This window comes from Terriglobales bacterium, assembly GCA_035567895.1.
Classification (GTDB): Bacteria; Acidobacteriota; Terriglobia; order Terriglobales; family Acidobacteriaceae; genus Gp1-AA112.
On the sequence record DATMPC010000110.1, the window covers coordinates 54,161 to 71,469 of the forward strand.

Genomic DNA, 17,309 nt, shown 5'->3' on the forward strand with positions numbered 1-17,309 from the left:
CTTCGTGTCCTTCGTGGTTTCATTTCGGCCGGGTGCCGCACCCTTTGCGGGTTTAAAGGGTGCGTGTGTTCAGGCCGTCCCTTTTTTATCAGTTCCCAATAATCGGCGGCGCGGGAGCGCCTATCACGGTCAAATTGACGGTTGTGGTGTGCGAAGTTGCTCCGCTTACTCCTGTGACCGTTAGAGAGTAATTTCCCAGAGGCGTTAACAGGCCTGTATTGACAGTGAGCGTGCTCGAACCGCTGCCTGACACCGGCTGCGGAGTGAAACTTGCCGCGCTGCCTTGCGGTAATCCGCTCACGTTCATGCTCACCGTTCCGGTGAATCCCGAAATGGGAGTAACTTTCACCGTGTAGGTTGTGCTTCCAGTAGCTACGACCGTCTGCGTCGCGGGGGATGCCGACAGCGAAAAATCTCCGATCGGAGCCGACGGCGATATCTGCACGAAGCTCGCGACCGACGGGACGCCGGCGGAATTCAACAGAAACAGCATGTAGTAGCCGGGAGGAGCGATATTGCCATTGGGCGGCGCGGTGACACTCAACACACCATCGCCCGCTGTGAACGACATGCCGACGACTCTTTGCTCCATGTCGAATGCGTGAGTAACGGCTCCGGGCCGCATCAGCACGGCCGACGTAATGGACGCGGCATCTGGAGTCTGCACCTGAAATGTAGTTCCATATCCGATTGCCCAGGAAGGAACGCTGGTGATTGTGGGACGCGGCGCGAGTGAGCCGTCTGGAGCAAACAGGTAGGCGGGTGAATAAATCTCCATGTGGGTTTCGTAGGTTCCGCGCACTGGGTTCCCACCGGCAACAAAAACTCTGCCGTCGGGCAGCAATATCGCGATGGAATGGTAGAGCCGCGGAAAGACATTCTGACCGGCTGACGAGACGCTTCCTCCATCGGCGTCGAACAGATCGGCGTTCAAGCTCGCGGTGGCTGCGTCCTCATCATTGGTCGAACCGCCGACCGTGAGCACCTTGCCGGTCGGCAGAAGCGTGGCGTTCATCTCGATACGCGGTTGCGACATCGGAGGACCCCACTGCCACGCGGGCGTTGCCGCCGAAAGATCAATGATCTCGGTGGTAGCCGTTGCAGGGTTGCTGCCACCGAAGATCATGACGCGGGGCTGATAGCCGTTTACAGGCGTGAGAGGCAGCAGCACGGAAGAACCGTAAGTGCGTCCTGCGGAATAGTTGGTAGTGGCCACAAAGGACCAATCGTGACTGGTTGAGTCGAACAGCATCGACCCGTTGGTTGGTCCGGAATAGAAGACGTTTCCATTGGGCAGCAAGTGCAGGCGCGGATATAAAGGAGGAGTCCAGCCGGACGGATACTCCTGACTCCAGCCTGATCCAACGGTGTATATCTCCACAGCGGTATTGGTTGGGCCGGATTCGTTGAGACCCGAAAAGGCCATGACCGTACCATTGCCTAACGTCGTGGCGGTCGGGTACCAGCGTCCGTGGGCCATGCTCTCGAGGTCAGTAAATTGTCCTGTGGATGGATCGTAGGCTGCAGTCTTCGCATATCCACGGAATGGGTCGTAGGCCAGATTGCCACCGACAACGAATGGCCGTCCGTCGGACAAGATGACCATGCCGTTGCAAAACATGTCCCACGCCACGGGTTGAGTTGTCACGGTGCCGGTCGCCGGATCCCATATACCTGCTTGATAGTTTGTGTTTGAGGGCAGATTGCCTGAGCCCGAAACAACCAGCACCTTGCCGGTACGAAGGAGTGCGACGTGAACTGGATTGATCGGCATGGTCGAGGGAAGTGTCTGCCATTGTCCAAAGACGTTGGCTTGCGCAAGGGCCGGTTCTCCCGCGAAGAGCAACGAGAGCAGCACAAGCGACACTGCTGCGCAGTTGGTGAAGATACGCTGGACCGAATCGTTGCCCAGCTTCTGCATTGCAAGTGCTCGGATGTAGTTCAGCATCAATTCCCCCAACAAGAAGCGGACATCAGGAGGTCTGCTGACAGGGCCTTAAACGAACGAAGACATGTCGAAGTCCGGAGACCGTTGCCGTGCCCTCAGAGCTGACTGCACACACGAAGAGGGTGCCGAGATCATCCGCTCATGGCCTGGTTTGCACGATAGAGTCCAAGGCCGATTGATGGCAGACCGTCTCTTGGGCAATCCGGTCGGAGAAGAGGTAAGTGACGGAATGCACAGGTTTTCTGGGCAAACGGCGGATTCGAAACAGGAGCTGCAGATTCAGTTTCGGGTGCGTTTTTGGGAAAAAGTGAAAGAAAGGTTTTTCACGTGAAAATATTTTCACCCTGGTCGCAGCCATCGAAGACCCACCCTCAGCCCAGCAACAAACAGCCAGAACCAACCACATGATCCTTCGACAGGCTCAGGATGACAAGAGTTGCTGGGGACCCCGGACTGCCCTCACCCCAGCAACAACAGCGAGTTGCTGGGGACCCCGACTGCGCGTAGTGAAGCGGACGCTCGGAAGAAGAGCAATTTTGCAGTCGCTTTGCGCGTTGCGCTCGGCTCCAGCCCCCAAGTTTGGCGCAGGCTCAGGCAACTACGAAGCTGGACTTAGCGAATGTCGCTACTCTGAGAATGTCATAATCGGCCGGACTTCAATCGAACCGAAGCGCGCCGCCGGGATCTTGGCTGCTACCTTCATGGCCTCGTCGATATGGTTCGCTTCCACGAGGTAAAAGCCCCCGAGCTGCTCCTTGGTTTCGGCGAATGGTCCATCCGTATTCGTAGCCGTGCCATTTCGCACGCGAACCGTCTTTGCCGTGCTCGTCGGCTGCAAAGCATTGCCGCCTTTGATGTTCGTTGCGAGCTCCTTACTCAGCGCCCGATACTCCTGGATCTCAGCCTTCTCGTAGCCCTGGCTGAAGCGTTTTTCGTTTTCATAAATCAGCAGCAGATATTGCACGGACTTCCTTCCTCCTCGTTGGGGTTTCAATAGAAAAGCCCTGTTCCGCGAGATGCTCCAGCGCCAGAGTTCGCGTGGATACTATCTCCCTCCGCGACTTGTTCAGGAGAACTGAGCACTCATGGTCGGAGTAGCCCTCGAGGAGTGACATGACGAACACGAAGCGCTCGAGTGGCTGAAGTTGAATGACGGCTGCAAGAGGGCCATCAACCAAGTTCCAGTCACTTGGTGCGAGAGCTGTCGAGGCCGGTAGATTCGCGCCTCCCGGAGAAAAGACAGCCCGAATCGCGTTCATGATGATCGACCGACGGCTCCACGCGTAGGCCCAATCCCTGAATACCGGATTTCCGTTGATGCAGTCGTCGAGACCGGCAACGAAGCACCGCTCCGCCTGTTCGGAATCTGCCGTCAGAAAAAGCGAAAGCGCGTACAGTCCGCGCATGCCTTCTATAAAGAGCTGGCGAAAGTCGCTCGCGGTCGTGTAGCCGGCCGGGGCTTTGGCCCCCGTTCTATTCCTATCTAAGCTACGCACTTCTCCCACCCATCCCACTTTCAAGCTCCTCTGTCCCTATCCACAGTTCGTCACTGGTAGAACGTTCGGGAGCAGCGAAAATCGACATATCTCACTTTCGAGGCTGCATTGGATCTAACTTATGTTGGATACGGAACCAGCTCAATAGATTCAGGGTTAACTGAGACTTAATTGCGTCTAAACGGCTAACGCGAGCTGGTTCAGCTACTTGAGGGACGATCTTGCGAAGTCTTTCGATCCGCTGGGCTCGAATCCAGTGAGCGAATCGGGGAGTCCAGATCTTCGGATGGTCCTTGTCTCTCCGTAGTTTTGGTGGTACCACGGGAGTTGTGGGTGGTGGTCAAACGGAATCAGTTGCTCGTTATTGGGAATCTGGAGGACAGGCAGCAGAGCCGGGCGGAGCAAGCGAACAACTTCCCTGCTATTCCCTGCTAATTCCCTGGCCGGTTACGAATCACCTGTGTTCATGCGGCTTTCGCAATCAGAGATTTTGCCCACGGGAAAAATTCCCTGCTGTTTTCCCTGAGCAGGGAAATGCTCTGCAATCACTACGTGAGTGACTCGCGCTCATGAACAGGCACGATGAACCAGATAGATCCTTAACCCCGCGTCTTAGCTATCTCAGGCGCTTCGCCCTGATCCTTCGCGTCGTCCTTCTCCGGCTCCGGTGCTGGAATGTGTTGCGGTTGGAGATGGTACTTAATCAGGCCCTCTTTCAATAGCTCGAATCCTTCTTCCGGCGTGTCGACGTAGCAGAAGAGTTCCTTGTCCTCGGGGGAGATGGTTCCGGTCTCAACCAGTGCGTCTAGGTTGAGGACTCGATTCCAATAATCCCTGCCATAAATCAGCACGATGATCTTCTTTGCGAGCTTTTCTGTCTGCGCAAGAGTCAGGATCTCGAAAAGTTCGTCGAGCGTACCGAAACCGCCGGGGAATATCACCAAGGCTTTGGCGAGATACGCAAACCAGTACTTGCGCATGAAGAAGTAATGGAACTCGAAGTTGAGCTCCGGAGTGATGTACCGGTTTGGGAACTGCTCGAAAGGCAGTCGGATATTGAGACCAATGGTCTTCCCCCCGGCCTCGCTTGCTCCCAGATTGGCAGCTTCCATGATTCCCGGACCGCCGCCCGACGTCACGACGAAGCGATGACGCTTCGAGTGCAACTTCATCGACCATTTCGTGAGAAGAAATGCGAGACGGCGAGCCTCCTCGTAGTACCGTGCCATCTCCACTGCTGCCTGAGCACGTTTCAGCTTCAGAGAATTTTCGCGGCCATGTAGCGCGCCATCGAGCGTAGCTGGCTGTTCGCTTTCCGGAGCGGGAATCGCTGACCCCGGCTTTTGCAGGAGCTGCAGCTCGGTTTGCGCCAAAGAGAGGTTCGCGAATCGCGCCGAACCGAAGAAGACCACCGTGTCCTGAATGCGCTCGCGCCGAAAGCGGGCAAGTGGCTCCTGATATTCGGCCAGGATGCGCAACCCACGCCCTTCAGGGCTGTTTAAGAATTGCTGGTTTTCGTAAGCGAGAGGTGCTTTCGCGAGTATGGGTTTCTCGTGTTGTGCCATGAGTAAAAAAGGTGGCCTTTATCTGGATTCAAGATTACAGGAGCGGAAGCGGCGATGCAGGGCCGGATCAGCGCCGGTCCCGGTAGTGCACAGCTTCAGAGATGCCGATCCACAGGTCGAGTAGGCCTAGTCCGGTGGCCAATCCGCGAATAAATCCAGTTCCGAGGAACCAACGGAGGCCCGGAAAGTCATTCACCAGACCATTTTCGGTCCACGCCGGTAACCAGGGGAGAACGCAGAGCACAAGCCCAACCCAGAGACAAAAGATTACCGTACTAACGAGAAAAAAACGTTGCATCCACACCGGTGGAGGCGGCTCGCCGGACTTGGGCGGCGTAAGGAGCGCAGTGGCGGAGACGTGAGTCTCATAATCCATGGGCCTGTCCCGCTCAGATGCAGGATCGGGCTCATCGTGAGCTGGAAACCTCAGCCTCTTGGATTGAACATCCATCTGAGTCGATTGTAGAGCATTAAGCGCGGAGACTACGGATTCGATCGGCTACATCGCGGTAGTCGATATTCGCGCCATAGACTTCCATGAAGTGGTCGAGAGCAGCCTTTTTGTTCCCGGCAGACTCAAAGGCATTCGCCATATCGTAGTAAACAGCGAGTCGGCTGTCCTCGCTGATACCACTTATATTCAGCGCCCGTTCATACCACCGGATTGCGGCCTGGGGAGCGCCTTTGTCCACGAGGCACTGCGCCAGCCAGGTGTAAGCCTGGATTGGCTGGGAAAACGGAGACCCGTTATCGACCGCCCGGCAGACCTTCTGCAACTCGCTGATCGCTTCATCAAGCAGTCCCATCTCGCGGAAAGCGACGCCGAGGTTGTAATGCGTTTCGGGATCATCTTCCTCGCTCGCTGGCTCGTCCATGCCCTCCTTGAATTCGTCGAGGAGGTCGGAAAGCATGGACGTCGCCTGCTGAGACTCGCTCCCGTTGGACTCCAACACCGAAACAGGACTGGCTTGGACGGTAACCTGCGGACGGACTTGCGCAGCCGGAGCTGTCACCGGCTTCTGAGTGGGAGACGATTTTGCTACTGCGGGCACCGGCGGAGGCGTGAGGTCTCCGAGCGCGTCTTCCAGATCGGCCACCATGCCGGCTAGCGGATTTGCTGTTGCTCGCTCAGGTGCTCTGGGACGCGTGGACGCTGCGACCGGGGCAGCCACCGGTGGGGGAATCAGACCTTCCAATCCTGACTTCCCTGCCTCGTCGGTCAACAGGTCGCCGAGCACATCCTCGATCTCCCCCGCAGCCGCTTCTACCGGCCGCTCCGGAACAGGAGGCTTCTTTGTAGTCTTGAAAGCCGGATCCGCGGATTTCGGTTCCTTTGTAGGCGCGGCTGGGTCAGGCTTGGGGCGTTGGGAAGTACCACCAAGATCGATGGTCACTGCCGGTTTATGTTCGACCTCGGGAATGAGTTCGGGCGCAACGGCGTGCATCTTCCCAGCGGATGCACGCAATTCGCGGAGCGCAGGATGATTCGGCGCCATCGTCTCCAGCCGCGCAATCGCGGTTTGTGCCTCAGATGCCATGCCCTGCGATAAGTAAAAGCGGGCCTCTTCCAGAATCTCGTCGGGAGTACCTTCGGCAGTGATGCCCTGCACCTTGGCGCCGTGCGTTCCTGTTACGTGTTTCGCCTGCGCTTCGGCAGCCGCAGGAGATTCCACGGTCAGCATGTCTTCCCATTCGCTAGTCCCGTCGCCCTCGGCAACTTGTGGGGAGGCCGTAGCTGCGGGCGCCTCTGGCAGCGACTCATGGGAAACCGCTAAGAGATCGAACTCCGCAATCGATGGCTCCTGGGGAGGAGCATCCGCCGCGGCGTCTTTAAGTGCAGTCTCCTCCTTAATAGAAGATGCTTGGAATGTCGGCGGATCGCTCGGCGCAAGCGGTTCGTGGCGACGAGATCCGGACGGCACTGCGTCAACATCAACCACCGGCGCGGTTGCGGCCACTCCCGCACCCTGCGCGTTGTATTTCGCCGCCATTTCTCGGAACTGTGTCGCTTGTTCCTCGAAACCGGCGGCAGTGTAAATCTCCACTAACGCGATGCACGAATTAGCTGCGTCGGCGAAACGTCCGACGCGCGCGTACATTGATGCGAGTCGCTGGCGCAAACGAATGTCTTTGGGAGCCTTGGGTAAAACTTCTTCCAGCGGGGCGATCGCTTTTTCAGGGACATTGTAGGAGGCAAACAATTCGGAATCAGTGAGAGCTGAATCGATGTCCTCTGCCAAATCCCTCGAGTATTCCTGGACAAAAGCCGGAGGCGCATCGAGCTCGTCGCCCATCAACGCTTCCACCATCAACGCCTGCTCACCCTCTTCGGCAGATAGCTCTCGCGTGACCGAATCCTTGCCCATGCGCCCCATGATCTGCCGGTAATTCTGTTCGTGAAGTGGATTTTGGGGTTCGGTCTGAGCTAGCAGCTGATAGAGATCGGCGGCCTGTTGCAGCTGTCCAGCCTGCACGTAGGCATGCGCCAGCAATTCCTGTACTTCACACAGCGAAGCCGCGGGAGCTCCTACCTTCTGCAACAGCGCTAATGTCGACTGCAGAGCCGACGCGCTCTCTTTAGTCTTCGAAACAGACGCCGATAAAGCATCGAGAAGCGCCTGGCTGTTGGAAGGTAAGAACTTGTCCGCGTAGCGCTCGTAAACACCGACCGCGTGCTCGACCTTCCCGGCATCCAGCAGTGCCGTCGCGTATGTCGTAATAATAGAAGGATCGTTTTGCTCGGCTACAACCTTGGCGATCAGCGGGTCTGCCTTCTCGAAGTTGCCGGTTTGCAGGTAGGCCTGGAGTAGCTGCCGCACCACTTCGGGACGAGACTCGGCATCAGTCAGTTTCGATAGATTCTCAACCGCCACAGCACTGTTGCCAGACTCGCCGGCGATTTGTCCGCGCAGTAACAGTGCCGGACTGTACTTTGGATCGAGTTTGAGGACCTTGGAGAGCGCTTCGTCGGCGGCATCCGCGGAGCCACGCTGATACAGTGACTGGGCGGAATTGAAATAGATCTCGAGCGCTTCTTGGTTCTTACCGAGCTTCAGGTACAGATCGGCAACCTTGGCCTGCATCGCTGCATTCTCGGGGTCAAGGTCGAGCATCTTCTTCAGAACGCCGGTCGCCTGTTCGCGCTCATTGTTCCTGAGATATTGCTCTGCTACTGCCGAGTAATGCGCACGCGCGTCGTTGTAGAGACCTTGCTGGGTGTACAACTCAGCCAGACGTACAACCGAATCCAACGCACCTGGATTCAGTTTCGTTAACTTTTTGTAAATGGCGATGGCCTTCACGACGAAGCCATCGGATGAATAGGCTTCGCCAACTTTTCTGAAGTAGTCCGCTGCCAGATCTCCGCGCCCCAGTCGTGCGTATAGATCGCCGATAGTGTTGAGTACGGTGAGGTCTTTGGGATCCTGTTTTAGAACTTTCTCGTATTCGGCAATGGCGTTCTGCAGCTTGCCCTGCTGCACAAACTTCTCAGCCGCGCTGAGGATCTTTGCTTTGTTGAAACCGAAGCCAAGCGCCATATTTGGAGAGTCCGAAAACGATAAAGACTGGCCACCCGCCTGTGCGGTCGATACTTGACGGCGCCGCGTCACCAGGGGTCAATTGCACCCGCAACCCACACGGACGCACACTTCTAAACGCAGGGCTGCGCCGGTGGGCTAACGTTAACACATCCATTGTGAGGCCTGAAGCAGGCCGGGTCTTAGTTGTAACGGGTAAACACCTGATTACGATAGGCTTCGGACTACGTGGTTACTGCCGGTTTCTAATCAGTCAAGAGATTCGGGCTTTCAGGACTTCAGTCCCTTTCGGCTCCCACCAACTGCGCGCCGCGCTTTGGCCGCCGGTTGGCCTGGAGAATCTTCTTGCGCAGACGAAGCATTTTGGGAGTTACTTCGACAAATTCATCGTCGGAGATGAATTCAATCGCCTGCTCCAAGTTGAGAGCCTTATGTGGCACGAGGCGAATGGCTTCATCGGCGGTGGAAGCTCGCATGTTAGTCAGCTTCTTCTCGCGGACGACGTTCACGTCGAGATCAACATCGCGAGCGTTCTCGCCAATAATCATTCCTTCGTAAACGTCGGTTCCCGGTCCCACGAGCAGCTCGCCTCGTTCCTGCAGGTTGTAAAGCGCGTAAGCCGTAGCGACCCCTGCACGATCCGCAACCAGCGCGCCGGTTAAGCGTTGTGGAATCTCACCCTGGTACTCCATGTAGCCGTCGAACAGCGAGTTCATCACCATGGTCCCGCGAGTGTCGGTGAGCAATTCGCTGCGTAATCCAATTAGTCCGCGGCTTGGGACGCGGAATTCCAGACGTACGCGGCCGTAGCCATGATTATGCATTTTCGTCATCTCGCCTTTGCGCGGGCCAAGCTTTTCGATTACCACGCCGATAAAGTTTTCTGGGATATCGATGGTCAGGTGCTCCACCGGTTCCATTAGCTTGCCATCAACCTTGCGAGTCACGATCTCGGGCTTGCCGACCATGAGCTCATACCCTTCGCGTCGCATAGTCTCGATCAGGATCGAGAGCTGCAACTCCCCGCGGCCCATCACCTTGAAACTGTCTGTATTGACCGTCTCCTCAACCTTGAGGCTCACGTTAGTCAAGAGCTCCTTCTCCAGACGATCGCGAAGGTTGCGCGAGGTTACATATTGACCGTCACGTCCCGCAAACGGCGACGTATTGACCGTGAACTGCATCGCGATCGTGGGTTCGTCGATAACAATCGGCGGCATCGGTGCAGGCGACTCGATACCAGTAATAGTCTCGCCGATCGTGATTCCGGTGACGCCGGCAATTGCGACGATATCGCCGAGCTGTGTCTGATCGATGTCGACGCGCTTGAGTCCGCTGAACGAGAACAGTTTTGTGATCTTTACTGTCTGGAACGATCCATCGCGCTTCGCAATTGCAACTTCTTCGCCATTCTTTAGGGTTCCATGAAAGACGCGCGCAATCGCGAGCCGGCCTAGATAGTCACTGTAATCAAGGTTCGCCACCTGGATCTGGAGAGCTCCATCAGCTTCGCCCTTCGGTCGAGGAATATGTTCCAAAATGGCATCGAAGAGCGGCTTGAGATCGCTGCCAGACGACTCCGTAGAAGTCGACGCGGTGCCTGCCTTCGCGTTGGTGTATAGAACCGGAAATCCGAGCTGATCCTCTTTTGCGTCGAGATCGATGAAGAGGTCGTAGACTTCATTCAGCACTTCTTGCGCGCGAGCGTCTGGCCGATCGATCTTGTTGATTACCAGCACCGGCGGGAGTCCCGCTTCGAGGGCTTTGCTCAAAACATAACGCGTTTGCGGCAGTGGTCCTTCACTGGCATCCACCAGCAGCATCACTCCATCGACCATCTTGAGCGCCCGCTCGACTTCGCCTCCGAAGTCGCTGTGACCAGGAGTATCGACAATGTTGATCTTCACATCGTGATAGAAGACGGCCGTATTCTTGGCAAGGATGGTGATGCCGCGTTCGCGTTCGAGTTCGTTCGAGTCCATCACACGTTCGGCGACGATCTCATTCGAGCGAAATGCCCCGCTCTGACGCAGCATAGCGTCGACGAGGGTGGTCTTGCCGTGATCAACGTGGGCAATTATGGCGATGTTGCGAATAGAAGAATTCAATTAATACCTTTCACATTCAATCTTACCGGACCAACTGTGCTTGAATGGCTCTTTTCTCCAGAAACAGCCCGTATACTCTGAATATTCATGCCTCGCTCAGCTAAATCCCGCGCCCTCCAACAACGCGCTGAAAAGCTCTTTCCCGGGGGCGTAAATTCCCCGGTACGCGCATTTCGCGCGGTGGGCGGAGAGCCGCCGATCATCGTTCGTGCTCAGGGCGCCAAGCTGTGGGATGCGGATGGCAATGAGTACATCGATTACGTCGGTTCGTGGGGGCCGATGATCCTCGGTCATGCCGATCCCGAGGTGACCGAAGCGGTGAAACGATCGACCCAAAACGGAACCAGTTTCGGCGCATCAACTCCCGCTGAAGCTGAGCTGGCAGAGCTTGTGACCACTGCTTTTCCATCGATCGAGATGATGCGCTTCGTGAGCTCGGGGACAGAGGCAACGATGTCGGCCATTCGTCTGGCGCGCGCGTTCACTCGGCGTAAGTACATCGTGAAGTTCGAAGGCTGCTATCACGGACACGCCGATTCGCTGCTCGTGAAGGCCGGCTCCGGTGTCGCCACTCTGGGCATTCCCGGATCGGCCGGGGTCCTCGATGAGCAAGCACAATTCACACTGGCGTTGCCTTTTAATTCAACCGAAGCTGTGGAACAGGCGTTTGGGCGCCACAAGGATCAGATCGCTGCCGTAATCGTTGAGCCGATCGTCGGCAACATGGGCTGCGTCCCACCTCGCGATGGATACTTACAAATGTTGCGCGGGATTACACAATCCAATGGCTCACTGCTTATCTTCGATGAGGTTATGACCGGATTTCGCGTGGCCTTTGGCGGAGCGCAGGAGCTTTACGGGGTCACACCAGACTTGACGACGCTCGGGAAGATCATCGGTGGAGGCCTACCTGTTGGCGCCTACGGCGGCCGCCTGGAGATCATGCGCATGATTGCGCCGCTGGGCCCGGTATATCAGGCGGGAACGCTCAGTGGAAATCCGCTGGCGATGGCTGCGGGCATAGCGACCGTGAGCCGTCTGCGGCGCGATCGAGCGAAGATCTATCCCGCACTGGAGCGAAATTCTTCAACTCTAGTGAATGCCATCACCGAGATCGCGCAAGAGGGTGGAGTGGACGTCACGAGCACGCGGGTTGGATCGATGTTCACGTGGTTTTTCCGAACTGGGAACGTCTACGACTACGAAGATGCAGCCAAATCGGATACAGCGAAGTTCGCGCAGTTTCATCGTGGGATGCTCGACCGTGGGATTTATCTGCCGCCTTCGCAGTTTGAAGCTGTGTTTCTTAGCATGGCACACACTAGCACGATGATCGGCCAGACGATTGAGGCCTCGCGCAGCACGTTCAAGTGCTTTAAACAAGCAGCGGTTACCAGTCCTTCGTAAACCCAGTCCAGTAGTCGAACGAGTTGCATGACTCACTTTGCTCTGCCTTTGAATAGAGCGTCACATAGGTAAGAGCGCGCATGCGGCCAAAGGTTCTCCCATCCGGCGTCGAGGGAATCACATCGCGCCAGGTGCCGGTGTTGATGTAGAAGCGGTCCCCGGTTTCGTCGTTCTTAATCAGGCACACGTCCGGCGAATGGGTATGCCCGGAAAGCACGACGCGAACTTTGTTCTGGACAACCAGTTCTTCGCGCATCGCCGAGAGTTGCGGCTGATCGGGCTCTCCGCCCATCATGAAACGCGTAATTTTTCGTGCGGCTTCCCGAGCGGGCCGGTTGTGCCATCCGCCCATCTGCAGCAGCCCTCGAGCCAGTTCCAACTCCGCCGGAGCCCAAGGCTTGGCCCGCCGACCGAGCCAATAACGAAAGAATTTGTCGTCATGGATCTGGGCCATGAGATCCTGCATCATGGGAACGAACCTCTCCCACGCCTCTTCGACTGAGAAATTGCCCTCCGAGTCATCCAGCATGTAATCGAGCAGCGCCGACTGCGGACGCACGTCGTCGAATTGCAGCAAACGCAGGTACAGCGCCCCCAGCACAGGATCTTTCAAAATCTGTTCATCGCCATACTTGTGACGAAAAAGATAAGGAAGCCGCACCGCGACATCGATCGTGATGAAGTCACCAAAGTTCGCCTGCGAGTATCCCGCCTCGTCCACTTTCAACGGGATGGGTTCGTTCCCAGGAAGGTCGAGTGCAAAGTTATTGTTGTCGTATTCGTGACCGTGGCGGACAAGAACATCAGGATCTTCGAAGAGCGCGTAATGGGGAAAACGCTCTATCTCACGAATCCCCATTAGTTCGCAGACTCGCTTTCGAATCGCGGCGGACCCATTCGCCAGGCGGTCATGATTTCCCGTCAGGCACGTGATCTTGACCGGGCACGGGAAGTCGCGATCTACCCAATCGCGCGCAGTCGAATCGTGCCCCTTGTACTTTCCCGCAGCAAGGTTGCGAAAGAGCGCGAGAGTTTGACTGACGGCCGGCTCAGCGGCAACCGCCTCCAGAATCTTGAGAACTTTCTTTTCCAGCTCTGGAGAAACATCGTCGAGCGATACGTACGGCCGGAGTTCGTCGTTGAACCAGAGCGTGGTGCGATTGAGGTCGAACACATCGCCGGCGATCACCAGCTCGAAATTCTCTACATAACGACGGCGCGCCTCGTCGGCCATATGCGAAATGAAACTGCGATAGGCCTTGGGATCGAGATTGCGACGAAAGATGATTTGCTTGCTGCCGCCGCTGATTACATCTGAAGCTTCTTCTTCAAAATGCAAGTCGGAGATAACTGCGATCATGAGAGGCTCAATGGTCTCATCGCAGCGGCACATCCAGCAACGCCACCCAATACTGAATGGATTGCAGGCAGAAGCCCGAGAGAATAAGGACAACCCCGAAAACTCCCAAACGACGTTCCGGCAGACTGTCGGCGAACCATTCGATGTAAGGAGTAAGAAAGTTCCCGAATGCAGTCGCGAGACCGATCACCAGACCAATCTCCAGAGCAAATCCTATCGAATAGGTACCCTGCGCGAGCAGTCCGGAGATCAGGGCTGCGAGAAGATATCCCACAGTTCGAACTAGCGCGGCCGCTGCTTGCCGGCCAGTGATACGAGGTCGCGCCATAGCCTGATACTGCATCGTGGGACGTACGCCCCAACTGTACGCAATGATCTGACCGACGGTACTCAGAATTGCAAAAATGATCGCGAACTTCGTTCCATAATTGTGATGCAGACCTAGCCCAAAGCCGGCGCCGCGAATCAGACTAAACAGACTGTCATGCGCTAGTCCGTAGTCAGGCTGCTGCCGCGCGGCTCGTGACAACTCAACGGCGAGAGTAAAACCGTTGGTTAGTCCAACCGCGAGGCCAAAACGCCAACCCAGTGGAAGTCCAAACCCAACGCCATATAAGACTGAATAGGTAACCGCCCGCGTTAACGTGCGCAATGGACCGTGCTTGCCGCCCAGCAAATCGTAGGCGAGGTACATGCCGCCAATCAGATCTAGTGAGATTCCCGCAATGCTGACGGCTGCAAGTACGTGTCGGTCCATTCAGGAGAAAGAGGCTGCGCTGAGATATTACATGCTGCTTGAGACACAGCTGCTTTAGAAAAGTACTCAGCAGGCACAACAAGGGCTTCCGGCTTAAGACGGCAGGACAGACAATCGCGCTGCCAAAGAATCGATACGTTGGCCAAGGGTGGTTTCTGAATCATGCTCGAAGACTTCACCTACTAGAAGGATCGATGGCGCCGAAAGCAATCCCGAATTAGGAAGATCGCCAAGCGTCGTTCGAAGTTCCGATTGCGTCTCGCGGGAAACTGCAGACACGATGACGCATGGAGTCTCGGGCGAAAATCCTTCCGCGAGCAAACGATTCCCCACAGAGGCATAATCTACGCCCGGCATGTAAATCACGTGGGTGGTCCCTTCCGAAGGCGCACTGGCAGCGCGATGTCCTGTGCTAAAGACCACGCGTGAGGCGTAGCGCCTATCGGTCAATGAAGTTTCCAGCGCCGCAGCAGCGGCGAATGCTGCGCTAATTCCCGGCACAACTTCGAACTCGATGCCTCGCTCGCGTATGGCGTCGATCTCCTCCCCCGCACGTCCAAAGAGCATCGGATCACCTGATTTGAGCCTGACCACCGTTCGTCCCGAACTGGCGTAGGCAACCAGCATCGCATTGATCTCTTCCTGCGTGACTCGTGCGGCGCCGCATCGCTTCCCTACTGAAATCACCGTCGCAGTTCGTGGAATCAAAGCGAGAATCTCGCGACTGATCAGATCATCGTGCAACACCACATCCGCTTCGCGAAGCACGCGAACTGCCTTCATGGTGAGCAATTCCGGATCGCCCGGACCTGCTCCAACCAGGTAAACCTTGCCTCTGGAGGAAAAGCTCACGAGCCGACTCCTGCTGGATAGACGAGATCGCGCAAGAGCTGCAACCGTTTCGCTCCGGGGGCGTGCTCGCGGAGAATGCGCCGACGTTCGTCTCCGATGTACTGTACAACTTCGTCCAGATCCTCGGACAGAGCCTGGCTGATTTCATCACGTACGCGTTGTGCCAGATGCGGGCTCTCGCCTTGAGAAGAGACGGCAACGACGAGCGATCCACGCCGAACCACAGCCGGATAGTAAAAGTCGCACAGAGGTGGCACATCGACGACATTCGCGAGAATGCCGCGCCGCTGCGCTTCGTCATAAATCTGCTGGTTCACTGTAGGATCCGAAGTTGCCGCAATCACGAGGTAGACGCCATCCAGGTCGCTGGACAGATACTTCCGCTCGTGCCACACCACACGCGCACCCAGAAATTCACGCACTGCAACTGCCGGAGAAGGATCTACAACGGTGACTTGTGCGCCGGCATCAAGCAACCCCGCAATCTTTTGCGTGCCGACCTGGCCCCCTCCCACAACGAGGCACCTGCGGCCTTCGAGCTTGAGGAAAATTGGAAACAGATTCATTTACTCCACTCCATGCGGCACAGCGCGCTCAGGGAGGTCGCGTTCGACAGGAGCAAACTGAGCTCCCGCAAGAAACTCGCGAAGCTCCAGATCGCTGTGACGGCCGAACCAGGCGCGCAGATTCTCACCGCCTTCCCGTGTCGTCAAATAAGTCCGAAGCAATCGCTCTAACGCCTCGGGCACCTCGGTTGCCGGCGCGCGGTAGCCAACGGGCCGCGCCGTCCGCGCCCATGCGCCGACAGAACCACCCGCGCAGAAGTAGTAAGCATCCACCAGCTTCCCGTTGTGCTTGATCTTCTTTCCCTCGAGTCCTATATCGGCGATCCAGTGTTGGCCGCAACTGTTTGGGCAGCCCGTGACGTGCAGCTTGAGTTGTTGGTCAAATTCGGGAATGCGAGATTCGAGTTCCTCCACTAGCCAACGCGCAAATCCTTTGGTCTCGGTAATGGCCAGCTTGCAGAATTCAGTCCCCGTGCACGCGACCGCGCCGCGCCAGAATGGTGTGGCGTCGACCTGCAGGTCAATCTGCTGCAACTCCCGCGCCAGTTCGGCTGCACGGCTGCGAGGCACATTTACGAAGACCAGGTTCTGCATCGTTGTTGTGCGCAGTTCGCCGCTACCGAAGCGCTCGGAAAGCTCAGCAGCATGTGCAAGCTGATCTCCCGAAACTCGTCCACGAAGAACCGAGGCGCCGACATACGCGAGTCCGGGCTGCTTCTGCGGATGTATGCCGACGTGATCGCGGTAGATGTCCGACGGAACCTGCTCGTACTCCGCCGCGTCAAGCTTGAATCCCAATCGCCACTCGAGCTCGCAACGAAAACGTTCCTCCGTCCATCCTTGCTGGAGAAACAGGTGCTTCAGTCGCGCGCGTTCGCGGCTCTCACGCAGTGTCGACTGCTCGCGGAAGAGTTCGGCAACGCCGCGCACCACATCGATCGCCCTCTCGAGAGGCACGAAGACGTTCAGCCGAATTCCCAGATGAGGATCGGCCGAGAGACCGCCGCCAACTCGCAAAGAGAATCCAGGCTCGCTTCGGCCATTCCGCACACGCTCTGTCGCGGTTAGCGCAACATCGTTGATCTCAGGATATGAGCACCAGCTCCTGCAGCCGGTGGCGGTGATTTTGAATTTGCGCGGAAGGTTGTAGAAGTCCGAATTACCCGAGAGCTCGCGCGCGATTCCCTGCGCGAGTGGAGACGCGTCGAAGATCTCATCTGCGGCGACTCCCGCCAGCGGGCAGCCGGTCACGTTACGCACCACGTCGCCGCACGCACCCTTCGGGCCGAGACCCACGGTGGCAAGCGCATCCATGGTCTCGACAAGCCCTTCAATCGTCAGCCAGTGCAATTGAATGTTTTGTCGAACCGTAATGTCGGCCAGATTGCGAGCGTGCTTCTTTGTTACTTCCGCAATCGCACGCAGCTGATCCGAGCGCAGAATGCCGTTCGGCAAGCCGATTCGCATCATGAAGTATTCAGTCGCAAGGCCTTCGCCGCCTTTGCCGCCGACGGCGCCCACACCGTCGCCCTGCGTGTAGATACCCCACCACTTGAAATACGCGTTTGCCCATTCCGGAGGAATGGTGCTACGTCCTTCGCGAGCGAACTGCCGAATCTGCTCTACGTGCTCCCAGGGATTGAGTTCACGTTTCAGCCGCTCGATCTTCTGCGCCTTCGTTTCCTTAACGACCTGTGCCGCTCCCGCCATG

At 56.9% G+C, this 17,309-nt stretch carries 13 protein-coding genes; 1 reads left to right on the forward strand and 12 read right to left on the reverse strand.

Annotated elements, in window-relative coordinates; translation table 11 throughout:
• Positions 1–88: 88 nt before the first annotated feature.
• From VNX88_23850 to typA, 7 genes are all read right to left on the reverse strand, one after another.
• Entirely contained in the window at positions 89–1,948 is a 1,860-nt protein-coding gene (locus tag VNX88_23850) for a galactose oxidase-like domain-containing protein (protein HWY71722.1), read from the reverse strand.
• Between the two features lie 625 nt (positions 1,949–2,573).
• Complete coding sequence (locus VNX88_23855; protein ID HWY71723.1) at positions 2,574–2,912, reverse strand: YciI family protein; 339 nt, start codon at positions 2,910–2,912, stop codon at positions 2,574–2,576.
• On the reverse strand, positions 2,887–3,444 hold the full coding sequence (locus VNX88_23860) for a hypothetical protein (protein HWY71724.1): 558 nt from the start codon (positions 3,442–3,444) through the stop codon (positions 2,887–2,889). The genes VNX88_23855 and VNX88_23860 overlap by 26 nt, the downstream gene beginning before the upstream one ends.
• 599 nt (positions 3,445–4,043) lie before the next feature.
• Complete coding sequence (locus tag VNX88_23865) at positions 4,044–5,009, reverse strand: TIGR00730 family Rossman fold protein (protein HWY71725.1); 966 nt, start codon at positions 5,007–5,009, stop codon at positions 4,044–4,046.
• Positions 5,010–5,076: 67 nt separating this feature from the next.
• Entirely contained in the window at positions 5,077–5,385 is a 309-nt protein-coding gene (locus tag VNX88_23870) for a hypothetical protein (GenBank protein HWY71726.1), read from the reverse strand.
• Between the two features lie 94 nt (positions 5,386–5,479).
• The gene (locus VNX88_23875; GenBank protein ID HWY71727.1) at positions 5,480–8,548 is read right to left on the reverse strand and encodes a tetratricopeptide repeat protein; all 3,069 of its coding nucleotides are present in this window, start codon (positions 8,546–8,548) and stop codon (positions 5,480–5,482) included.
• 278 nt (positions 8,549–8,826) lie between these two features.
• Entirely contained in the window at positions 8,827–10,656 is a 1,830-nt protein-coding gene (typA, locus tag VNX88_23880) for a translational GTPase TypA (protein ID HWY71728.1), read from the reverse strand.
• An 87-nt stretch (positions 10,657–10,743) separates the two neighbouring features.
• Here typA and hemL point away from each other — a divergent pair, with 87 nt between their 5' ends.
• The gene (gene hemL / locus VNX88_23885; GenBank protein ID HWY71729.1) at positions 10,744–12,063 is read left to right on the forward strand and encodes a glutamate-1-semialdehyde 2,1-aminomutase; all 1,320 of its coding nucleotides are present in this window, start codon (positions 10,744–10,746) and stop codon (positions 12,061–12,063) included.
• Here hemL and VNX88_23890 read toward each other — a convergent pair.
• The 5 genes from VNX88_23890 to VNX88_23910 all read right to left on the reverse strand — a co-directional run bounded on the left by VNX88_23890 (position 12,047) and on the right by VNX88_23910 (position 17,308).
• Positions 12,047–13,423 carry a metallophosphoesterase family protein gene (locus tag VNX88_23890; protein ID HWY71730.1) on the reverse strand — a complete coding sequence of 459 codons (1,377 nt, stop codon included), beginning with the start codon at positions 13,421–13,423 and terminating at the stop codon, positions 12,047–12,049. The genes hemL and VNX88_23890 overlap by 17 nt on opposite strands.
• 16 nt (positions 13,424–13,439) lie before the next feature.
• A complete protein-coding gene (locus VNX88_23895; protein HWY71731.1) occupies positions 13,440–14,180 on the reverse strand; it encodes a hypothetical protein in 741 nt (246 codons plus the stop codon).
• Between the two features lie 93 nt (positions 14,181–14,273).
• Positions 14,274–15,032: a uroporphyrinogen-III C-methyltransferase gene (gene cobA, locus VNX88_23900; GenBank protein HWY71732.1), complete on the reverse strand. Its 759-nt coding sequence runs from the start codon at positions 15,030–15,032 to the stop codon at positions 14,274–14,276.
• Positions 15,029–15,598, reverse strand: a complete 570-nt coding sequence (locus VNX88_23905) for a bifunctional precorrin-2 dehydrogenase/sirohydrochlorin ferrochelatase (GenBank protein ID HWY71733.1) — start codon at positions 15,596–15,598, stop codon at positions 15,029–15,031. Before VNX88_23905 ends, cobA begins: the two co-directional genes overlap by 4 nt.
• Positions 15,599–17,308: a nitrite/sulfite reductase gene (locus tag VNX88_23910; protein HWY71734.1), complete on the reverse strand. Its 1,710-nt coding sequence runs from the start codon at positions 17,306–17,308 to the stop codon at positions 15,599–15,601.
• Between the last annotated feature and the right edge of the window lies 1 nt (position 17,309).

Excerpts from the sequence above, each read along its gene's own strand:
- VNX88_23870 (HWY71726.1), bottom strand. The coding sequence starts at position 5,385 with ATGGATTATGAGACTCACGTCTCCGCCACTGCGCTCCTTACGCCGCCC.
- VNX88_23875 (HWY71727.1), bottom strand. The coding sequence starts at position 8,548 with ATGGCGCTTGGCTTCGGTTTCAACAAAGCAAAGATCCTCAGCGCGGCT.
- VNX88_23910 (HWY71734.1), bottom strand. The coding sequence starts at position 17,308 with ATGGCGGGAGCGGCACAGGTCGTTAAGGAAACGAAGGCGCAGAAGATC.
- VNX88_23865 (HWY71725.1), bottom strand. The coding sequence starts at position 5,009 with ATGGCACAACACGAGAAACCCATACTCGCGAAAGCACCTCTCGCTTAC.
- VNX88_23850 (HWY71722.1), bottom strand. The coding sequence starts at position 1,948 with ATGCTGAACTACATCCGAGCACTTGCAATGCAGAAGCTGGGCAACGAT.
- hemL (HWY71729.1), top strand. The coding sequence starts at position 10,744 with ATGCCTCGCTCAGCTAAATCCCGCGCCCTCCAACAACGCGCTGAAAAG.
- VNX88_23890 (HWY71730.1), bottom strand. The coding sequence starts at position 13,423 with ATGATCGCAGTTATCTCCGACTTGCATTTTGAAGAAGAAGCTTCAGAT.
- VNX88_23905 (HWY71733.1), bottom strand. The coding sequence starts at position 15,598 with ATGAATCTGTTTCCAATTTTCCTCAAGCTCGAAGGCCGCAGGTGCCTC.
- VNX88_23895 (HWY71731.1), bottom strand. The coding sequence starts at position 14,180 with ATGGACCGACACGTACTTGCAGCCGTCAGCATTGCGGGAATCTCACTA.